The following is an 8,449-nucleotide window of genomic DNA, read 5'->3' as shown; positions in this document are numbered from 1 at the left end:
AATTAAATTTAAAGAGGGAATTAGCAAAAAGGATTTGACATTCGTATTTACCGGCAGCAACCTATCCATCAAGTACGGCAGCAGCGATACCGTCACAGTTAATGGTTACATGAACAACACAGCATATCAGATCGACAAAGTAGAACTAGGCAATGGAAATTTCATCACCAACTCCCAAATAAATAAGATCATACAGGACATCAGCGCTTACGCCAAAGATAACGGTATAACTAGTATCAGCCACGATACCATCAGAAACAACCAAGATATGATGAATCTGGTAATGAGCGGGTGGAATTCCTAAAGAATAACATGTAAACACTATAAGGGAAATGCTGAAATTAGCCAAGAAATAAGTGTGGTAGAAATCAAATTTGATCTCTACCACATATAACATTTATTTTAATTTTACACTTCCGTCTCCCTAGTATTGTCCCCTATTTTTTCAAATTTAGCTTGATCTTTTATGTAACTCTTTGCTACATCAGCACCAAACTGGGTGATATAAGCGCCCGCTTCCTCTAACGCCTCAGGCTTCGCCTTTAACGCCATACCCCAACAATAAGCTCTCTTTTGGTATTATTTAGTTCAAATTTTAAAGTATAGAGCCAAAAATGAAAATATTAGATCAAATAAAAAACGGCGAAAGCAAAACCCTTGAGTTAAAAGAGAAGCTACCCGATAATAAATCAATAGCAAAAACAGTAATCGCCTTTGCAAATACTAGCGGAGGCAAAATAGTAGTTGGTATAAACGACAAACTAAATATAACCGGAGTAGACGCAAATAGCGTCTACTCACTAAAAGACAAGATAGCTTCGGTGATATTTGACAGCTGCTCGCCGGACATCTTGCCTGAAATTTATACGATAAATATTAACAGCAAACTTCTTTTGGTGATAGAGATTTTCCGCGGCAACCTGATGCCCTATTTCCTAAAAAGCGAAGGTGTGGCCGATGGCGTCTACATAAGAGTCGGCGCCACGAATAGAAAAGCAGGCTCTCAAATCATAGAGGAGCTTCAAAGACACAAAAGATATGTAAGCTTTGACGAGGAGATAAACTACGATATAACCGTCAGAGAACCAGATATGATACCCCTAAAAACAAGATTTGCTAAAACAGGTAAAACACTAAACGATGAAAAGCTAAGAAATTTAAAACTCATAAAAACCGACAGGGGCATCACTTACCCCACAAACGCCCTTTTGATACTTCTTGGTAAATTTCCTCATTGTGTGGTAAAGTGCGCTAGGTTTAAAGGCGTAACGATGGAAACCTTCATAGACAAAAAAGAATACAGGGGAAATATATTTAGCGTCCTTGAAAACACTCAAAACTTTATCCTAAATCACATAAATTTAAGCGCCAAGATAGAAGGACTATATAGAACCGATAGCTACGAGATACCTATAGTCGCTCTAAGAGAAGCTTTAATAAATGCTCTTATCCATAGAGACTATGCAAATTTCGGAAGAGATATTAAAGTAGGCGTATATGACGATATAGTAAACATCGTCTCCCCAGGAGCCCTACCAAACATAGTAACCATAGAAGACATACTAAGAGGCAGGAGCGAGATAAGAAACAAGGTTATAGCAAATGTATTTAAAGAGCTTGGCCTGATAGAGCAATGGGGGAGCGGTATAAGCAGAATAATGATAGCTTGCAAGAGGGCGGAGCTAAAACAACCGAGGATAAGAGAGCAAGGGGATTTTGTGGATGTTGAGTTTTATAGACCCAAAACAGAAGAAATGTCAGATAAAAAATAATTGCGGTGTCTATATTCTTTATATATTAAATAGAAGACTAATATAATTCAAGTATTACCAGTCTCTAGTTCCGTTAATTTGTCTTAGCCAATATTACTAAAATTACTCATATTTTTTAAAATTTCCTAAAAGCATAATCATTAGTCGCGAGCGGATTCACTTAGGTATCTTTCCAGTAATTTTTCTAATTCTATAAAATTATCTGGCGTGAAAATGAGTCTGTATAGCCAGATTTTATGCTATAATGCCAAACTAAAAAGTTTAGAATAGAAATATGGGCGAGCATACCCCATATATATACAAATTCTAATAGATTTAAATATATTTGGGTGCTCGTAAGGAGGGCTACGCCCCCCTTAACCCCCTTGAAAAATTGCCGCATCTAGCCAAAGGCGGCTAGGAAAATCTAACGATTTTTTAGCGGCATTTTTTCAAATATGAGGACGGAGATCGCACTCCCCATACCCCTATGACGCTTCATTTTTTATTTTTAATCAATACTACTATTAAAAATAAAAAATGAAGTTAAAACCCAGCAGAGGTAAGCAATGAAAAAAGAGGGAAAAACGATTACAAAGATTCTCAGGATGACGCCTAGCGAGCATGATAAAATTTTAGCTAAAATTAGCGAATTAGGCGGTATTACTTTTACAAAGTATGCAATGAGCTCTATGCTCTCTCGCCCTCTTACAAAGACTCCAATCACAAGAGAACTGGTTTTAGAGCTCTCAAAACAGGGGAATAATCTAAACCAGATATCTCGCAACTTAAATCAAGGAAAGCTCCTAGATAGAATAGCGCTTGATATAATCAACGAGTCGCTGGAGCGCTTAAACGCTATTTTTGATCTCTTAAGCAAACAAGACAAAGAGCAGAGATGATAGTTAAATTTCTACCAACAAAAAACGGCGGCGGGCTAGGTAGCGTAAACTATTTGCTAAATGAACGTCAAGAACAAGGCACTGCGCGCATTCTAAAAGGCAGCGAAGCTCAGGTTAGAGCCCTTATAGCTCAAATGCCCTATAAGCAAAAAACTTGCTTTGGGGTCTTGTCGTTTAGCGAGCAGGCAAATTCTATCGGCGATGAAATAAAGCAAGATATTATAAAAGACTTAGAAAGAGCTTTGCTTGGAGATTATATGAAAGACCGTGTCGCCGTACTGTGGGTAGAACATAGCGATAAGCACGGACGACTCGAACTTAACTTCTTAATCCCCAAGATCGATTTAATAACCGGCAAAAGTTTTAACCCATACTTTGCCAAGCGCGATCAATTTAATATCGATCTTTGGAAACGAACCATAAACGACGAATACGGCTTTACCAGTCCGAACGACCCGACAAAGCAGCAAAACATCCGTATCGATAAAAAAGACTTAGCTCATTACGATACGATCGCACAGCTAGATAAAACTCTAAAAGAGTTAGTGGCGCAAGGAGCCATCAAAAGTCGTGCCCATATGATAGAACTTTTAGAGGCTAGCGGCTATAAGGTTACTAGACAAAACGAAAGCGGAATAAGCATAGTATTATCCAATCAAAAAAGACCCAACAGAATGAGAGGAGGAATTTATGACGGACGGTTCACAGACATTGACAAACTTAGCGAACTCGGCGAAAGCGAGTCAAAAAGAATTAGAAAATACGTTGATCGAGATACACAAGAAGAGTGTCGATACAATAGAGAGCGAATTAGCGAAAATATACGAAGAAGAGATCAGCGAAATAAAAAACGATACAAAGAAGCAACTCTTGGAGATCGTCTCCGAAATGAAGCAGACCAAAGAAACGATATTAAACGAGATGAAGCCCGCTATAATACAAAGATTATTGAGTGGTATGACGGCAATAATCTTGGTTATCGGGTTAATAGTAGGATATTTAATCAACTTTTTGATCTACGACAAACGCATAACGGACTACCAAACACAAAACTCGAAGCTACTAGCGAGCAATCAAGAGTTGCAGAAGTGGCAGATTCCGGAGAATTTAAAATACAAGGAAACGGACAGCAAAACGAACCGAGAGTCTCGCTACATGATTTTGCCCAAATCGACACACAATCTAACGGATGGGACGAAACTTTATCAAATTTACAACGGGGGATTGTAGATGACGAAACTGCAGACCGCATTATTAGACGAAGTAGAGAAATTGCAAGAAGAAATTCTGAGATTACAGAGCGCGATAAAGAGCAAGCAGAACGAGAACGACGAGTTAGCACAGAAATACGAAAAATTGCAGAAAGCAAAAGCAGCGCTTTACTACGAGGACTTAGCGAACAAATTCGCACAAGAGCTGGAGAATATCTTATCGGCGCACAAGAACGAATTAAGCCTAAGCGAGAACAAATTAGAAAGCTTAGAGAGCGAACAGACGCAAATAGAAGCTATCAAGAGCAAATTAAATCAGCTCTTGACGAGTGGAGAAAGCGACTACTCGGCGACGGAATACCGGGAATTATTAAGCAAATACGAGAGCTTGCAAACAAACTACAAATCTCTAGAAAACGAATTAACGGCCATAAAGACGATATTGAAAGAGAGTTTGGAGGATATGAAAATAGAATTAAACACAATATACGACAAGCTAACGAGCGATATGGCGCAGCATTTAGAGAGTGCTTGGAGAGCGAAACTAAAAGAGCTACTACCGCTTGTGGATCTGAAATTGAGCGAGAACTAAAAAAGCCGGAACGCCAAAAACTAGTAGAGCTTAAAAGACAAAAAGAGCTTAGCATGGCAAGGACTCGTTAATCGCCAAAAATACACAAAAGAGTTACCGGCGCGTCGGTAAAATTTGATATGGCGTTTTATGGTTTTAGTTGGATATATTTAGGAAAATGGTTATGAATCTATATAATATTAAGATTTTTATAAAAATCGGCAAGGCTTTCAAATGAAAATCCTCCATGCAACAGATTTACATTACAATAAATCGTGGTTCAAATTTATCAAGAATCTTGAATCAAATTTTGACATCGTTTGCATAACAGGAGATTTTATCGACGCCTTTGACCAGACTGGAATAGCTCCTCAGATCGCTTACGTTAGTGAATGGCTTGCAAGTTTTAATAAACCTGTATTTGTTTGTAGCGGCAATCACGACGTAGGGCTGGCCTACGAGCAAGAATGGTTAAACGATATCCCAAATATTTATGCCGATAACGCCGTAAAAGAAATAAACGGAGTAAAATTCGGCTGCGCTCCTTATCTCAAGCCCGATTACGCGAAATTTGCCCAGTGCGACGTTTTACTTTCGCATGTTCCGCCTGCTTACACGAAAGCTTCCGTTGGATACAGCGGCGATGATTACGGTAGCGAAAAGCTTTATAACGCTATCGGCAAACAAGTCATAACTCCAAAAATCCTTCTTTGCGGGCATATCCATAATCCTAAAAAATATATGTAGGCTAAAGCATACCACGATTTACAATCCAGGTTGCGATAAAAATTTGAAAGAGCCAGGGTTAGCGTAGTGGAGATATGAAGCGTGCTTACACGCTTTACTAAAATTTAGCGATCATCGCAAGAGGGCATTAATTAAAGGCTTAACAACACAAGCAAATTTATAAATGCTATCCTGATACGTTAAATTTAGGCAATTATATCCGTTTATTTGTCGTGCATTATTGCAACGCGCGTATATAGTTTTTAGCCGAAATAGCCAAGAATGCCGAACGAGAAATGCCGAGCTCTTTTGCTGTGGCATCTATCTCTTGCATTATATTTTCTTTCATAGTAATAGCATAGCTTTTTGTTTTAATACTAAGCGACCTAGGTTCTATTATTTCTTCATTATCCGCTAGCATTTCAACCAACGCGTCTTTAAATGCGCTTTTTAAATCGCTTATAGCTTCGGCTTCGTTATTTCCGGTGCCTTTTATATATTCATACTCCTTGTAGTAAGCATAATAGTAAAACGTATCGTCAAAGTTTTTATCCTTTACGACGATTGCGACATAGGGTAAATTTAGGTAGTAGTTTAAATCTTTTTTCATTTGTCTTCCTTTAAGTCTGCGTAAATTTCAAGCACGTCTTTGACGTAGCAAATTTTCATAGGCTTTTGCTTAGGCAAAGTTAGCGTCGGCGCGTTTTTCTTACGAAACACGAAATGAGAACCGCCGCTATTTTTACATTCATAGCCTAGGCCGATTAAAATTTTATGCAAATCATCAAAACTAACGTCTTTTGGACTTTCTTTTAATTTTTTGATTAGCTTACTCGAAATCGACATCCTTGCTCCAATTTACTATAAATAAAAATACATATTCAATATATAGTTATTGTATCATAATAACATATAACTGTCAAACACTCTACATCACCCTTTTCATCTCTTTCTTGACCATATCACCCGTAGCGTCGGCGTATATCATAGTATTGTATCTAAGGGCTTTTGGATAAGTGCCGCTCAAATAAAATGGACGTCGATATTTATTCAAATCCCATCTTTTATAGGATTATATATACTTTATTATTCGCTATTTTACCTACGGATAAAACGAAAAATAGTCCCTATTTAGTTTTTAAGCATCCCGCCCTCCTCATATTTAACCATCTCAACTTTAGCTTTTAACGCACTAACGTTAATAGGCGTAGCATAAGTATTTAGTAGGATTTTATACTGTTTTTCATGACCCACTATTTGAGCAATGGTGTCATTTGCTACCTCTTTTTGTACCAAGTAATTTATAAAATAGTGCCTAAACGAATAAAACGTCTTTTTAGGATCTTTGGTTATTAGTTTTCTTTGAATCTGATTTCTAAAAATTTCAGAGAAATCCTTGTTCGTAACTTTAAAGATATTTCCGATCCTTTTGCCATTAACATAATCAAGTAGTCCTAATTCTATTAATTTACTATGAATGGGCACAAACCTAATACTATTTTTAGTTTTAGTAGTTTTTCCGTCATCGGTGTTGATACTAAAACAATAAACTCCGTCTTTTAAAACCATATCTTTTTTATGAAGCTGAGTGATCTCTTTTATTCTCATGCCACTATAAGCAGCTATCATAGTAATATAGTAAAGCTCATCGGCTTTTATCCTAGAGCTAGGCGATTTACCGCTTTGCTTAATATTAGATACTATGTCAAATATCTTTTTAGCTTCGGTTACGTCGTATGGAAGCACAGCTCTATCGCTAGGGTCAATATCTAGCTTGATGTTTGTTTTTGCGGTTATGCTTCTATTTATATATCCGCTATCAAAGCAATAATTAAAAAACTGAATAACCCTTATCATGTATTTTTGGATAGTAACTTCGGAGAGTTTATCGTCGCTTTCTCCTATTTTAAGTATTTGAGATAAATTTTTATCTTTATACTTACTCTTTTGGGCTAGCTTGGCGGGAACTTTATATAGCAGCTCCTTAAATTCCAGCAAATTATCCCTAGTAATATTAGCTACCGAGGCTTGCTCGCTAAAATATAAAAACAGGAGTTTTCTTACGCTAGCTACCAGCCTCTCGGTATCTTGCGACCATTTATCCAGCTTTGAGGTATTAGCCTCAAAGATTTCAAACGCCTCTTTTAAAGTTTTTTGATTTTCCGAATTTGCAACTAAGGTCTGATTAAAACTGCTTAAAGAAGGAGCTTGAAGCACTTGTCTAATCTCGTACTCTTCTGTAATTTCAGCTCCCGGATCAACCATACCAAAACTATTTTTATCGTCTATTTTTACCTTTATGCTTTTGCGAGGATAAGGATTTTTTACGATATCTTCTATGCTTCTATTGCCGTCGTTTACTTTAACTAGTTCCAAATTTGAGACCGAACCGTACTTTTTATCTAATATGGCGCATACGGTATCGCTTAATCTTTGCGCCATAGCTTCAAACTGCCCGTCCGTCATCGGCAAGCATCCTGCATCTTCCAGCTCTTTTATATTATCCTGAAATGAATCGATATTCTTTGCGTCAAATGCGGAGGCTATAGCTTGCTTGTTTATAAAGATCGTATCGGGTTTATCTAGATTACCGTTAAGATCGCCTCGGTCTTCATCGTCGAGGAACTTTTGCTCCTGCTTATCGTCAAACAGCAGACTACTTTTTTCAAGCTTAGAAATAAGGTAGTTAAGGGTTAATATGTTTTTCTCTAAAAGGGTTTGTCCGGTGGCTTGTTTATCTTTATCATCCAAGACGCCGGCTACGCGGGCTATATTATTTACGTCTTTAACGAGTACCTCGGGAAACTCGCCGTCGATCAAATTTTGTTTAAAATAAGCGTTTAGAGCATTTAAGAAATCTACGTCCAGCTTTTTATTAAGAAGCGAATGTTCTTTAATACTCTTGCTAAGCTTTATTCTCATAAACGAATTTACGAAAGACTGAACTATACTATCATTAAGATTCATATGAACCGCCCTTTTTATAAGGTAAAGATTGTTATCTAGAATCTTAGCCGTTTTTTAGCTTTTTCCAAGAGATTCGTGGAGGTAGAAAAGCAAATTTCCCGTTTTTCGTTAAAAAACTTTCTAATACTAGGAGTAAGTACGGCTCTGTAGTAATATATGCCGTTTCGCTCTCTTAAGTGATGTGCCATATCTGTCACCGGTGGACAAAAGTGGAACAGTTTTATATACACGCGAAATAAAAATCATTTAAAGTGCCGTAATTTCGGGCTTTTAAGAGGTAAATTTAAAATTCCTCATAAGCCGGAGGTCGGGAGTTCAAGT

The 8,449-nt window shown here is 37.4% G+C and carries 10 protein-coding genes; 5 read left to right on the top strand and 5 right to left on the bottom strand.

What is annotated here, in order from left to right; genetic code table 11:
* The coding region (locus tag H740_RS06320) for a calcium-binding protein (protein WP_034957539.1) at window positions 1-304 on the top strand (304 nt) is incomplete at its 5' end.
* Between the two features lie 104 nt (window positions 305-408).
* Here H740_RS06320 and H740_RS11710 read toward each other — a convergent pair.
* A complete protein-coding gene (locus H740_RS11710; protein ID WP_156318406.1) occupies window positions 409-552 on the bottom strand; it encodes a hypothetical protein in 144 nt (47 codons plus the stop codon).
* A gap of 62 nt (window positions 553-614) precedes the next feature.
* Here H740_RS11710 and H740_RS06315 point away from each other — a divergent pair, with 62 nt between their 5' ends.
* From H740_RS06315 to H740_RS06300, 4 genes are all read left to right on the top strand, one after another.
* A complete protein-coding gene (locus tag H740_RS06315; RefSeq protein ID WP_002952498.1) occupies window positions 615-1,772 on the top strand; it encodes an RNA-binding domain-containing protein in 1,158 nt (385 codons plus the stop codon).
* Window positions 1,773-2,320: 548 nt separating this feature from the next.
* Window positions 2,321-2,653 (top strand): plasmid mobilization protein, encoded by a 333-nt coding sequence (locus H740_RS06310; RefSeq protein WP_002952496.1) that lies wholly within the window; start codon window positions 2,321-2,323, stop codon window positions 2,651-2,653.
* On the top strand, window positions 2,650-4,527 hold the full coding sequence (locus H740_RS06305; RefSeq protein WP_002952493.1) for a relaxase family protein: 1,878 nt from the start codon (window positions 2,650-2,652) through the stop codon (window positions 4,525-4,527). Before H740_RS06310 ends, H740_RS06305 begins: the two co-directional genes overlap by 4 nt.
* Window positions 4,528-4,669: 142 nt before the next feature.
* Complete coding sequence (locus H740_RS06300; RefSeq protein WP_002952492.1) at window positions 4,670-5,182, top strand: metallophosphoesterase family protein; 513 nt, start codon at window positions 4,670-4,672, stop codon at window positions 5,180-5,182.
* 217 nt (window positions 5,183-5,399) lie between these two features.
* Here the strand turns inward: H740_RS06300 and H740_RS06295 are convergent, their stop codons facing one another.
* The 4 genes from H740_RS06295 to H740_RS06285 all read right to left on the bottom strand — a co-directional run bounded on the left by H740_RS06295 (window position 5,400) and on the right by H740_RS06285 (window position 8,128).
* Window positions 5,400-5,771, bottom strand: coding sequence for a type II toxin-antitoxin system HicB family antitoxin (locus H740_RS06295; protein WP_002952491.1), 372 nt, complete (start codon window positions 5,769-5,771; stop codon window positions 5,400-5,402).
* Window positions 5,768-6,007, bottom strand: coding sequence for a type II toxin-antitoxin system HicA family toxin (locus tag H740_RS06290; RefSeq protein WP_002952490.1), 240 nt, complete (start codon window positions 6,005-6,007; stop codon window positions 5,768-5,770). The genes H740_RS06295 and H740_RS06290 overlap by 4 nt, the downstream gene beginning before the upstream one ends.
* Before the next feature lie 82 nt (window positions 6,008-6,089).
* On the bottom strand, window positions 6,090-6,215 hold the full coding sequence (locus H740_RS12410) for a hypothetical protein (RefSeq protein ID WP_269430636.1): 126 nt from the start codon (window positions 6,213-6,215) through the stop codon (window positions 6,090-6,092).
* A gap of 77 nt (window positions 6,216-6,292) precedes the next feature.
* The gene (locus tag H740_RS06285; RefSeq protein WP_002952489.1) at window positions 6,293-8,128 is read right to left on the bottom strand and encodes a site-specific integrase; all 1,836 of its coding nucleotides are present in this window, start codon (window positions 8,126-8,128) and stop codon (window positions 6,293-6,295) included.
* Between the last annotated feature and the right edge of the window lie 321 nt (window positions 8,129-8,449).

This window comes from Campylobacter showae CC57C (assembly GCF_000344295.2).
Classification (GTDB): domain Bacteria; phylum Campylobacterota; class Campylobacteria; order Campylobacterales; family Campylobacteraceae; genus Campylobacter_A; species Campylobacter_A showae_B.
The sequence above is the reverse complement of the archived record's forward strand: the minus strand, read 5'-3'. Positions and strand labels throughout refer to the sequence as shown.

Coding starts and splice junctions, on each gene's coding strand:
- H740_RS11710 (WP_156318406.1), bottom strand. CDS start 552: ATGGCGTTAAAGGCGAAGCCTGAGGCGTTAGAGGAAGCGGGCGCTTAT.
- H740_RS06315 (WP_002952498.1), top strand. CDS start 615: ATGAAAATATTAGATCAAATAAAAAACGGCGAAAGCAAAACCCTTGAG.
- H740_RS06310 (WP_002952496.1), top strand. CDS start 2,321: ATGAAAAAAGAGGGAAAAACGATTACAAAGATTCTCAGGATGACGCCT.
- H740_RS06305 (WP_002952493.1), top strand. CDS start 2,650: ATGATAGTTAAATTTCTACCAACAAAAAACGGCGGCGGGCTAGGTAGC.
- H740_RS06300 (WP_002952492.1), top strand. CDS start 4,670: ATGAAAATCCTCCATGCAACAGATTTACATTACAATAAATCGTGGTTC.
- H740_RS06295 (WP_002952491.1), bottom strand. CDS start 5,771: ATGAAAAAAGATTTAAACTACTACCTAAATTTACCCTATGTCGCAATC.
- H740_RS06290 (WP_002952490.1), bottom strand. CDS start 6,007: ATGTCGATTTCGAGTAAGCTAATCAAAAAATTAAAAGAAAGTCCAAAA.
- H740_RS06285 (WP_002952489.1), bottom strand. CDS start 8,128: ATGAATCTTAATGATAGTATAGTTCAGTCTTTCGTAAATTCGTTTATG.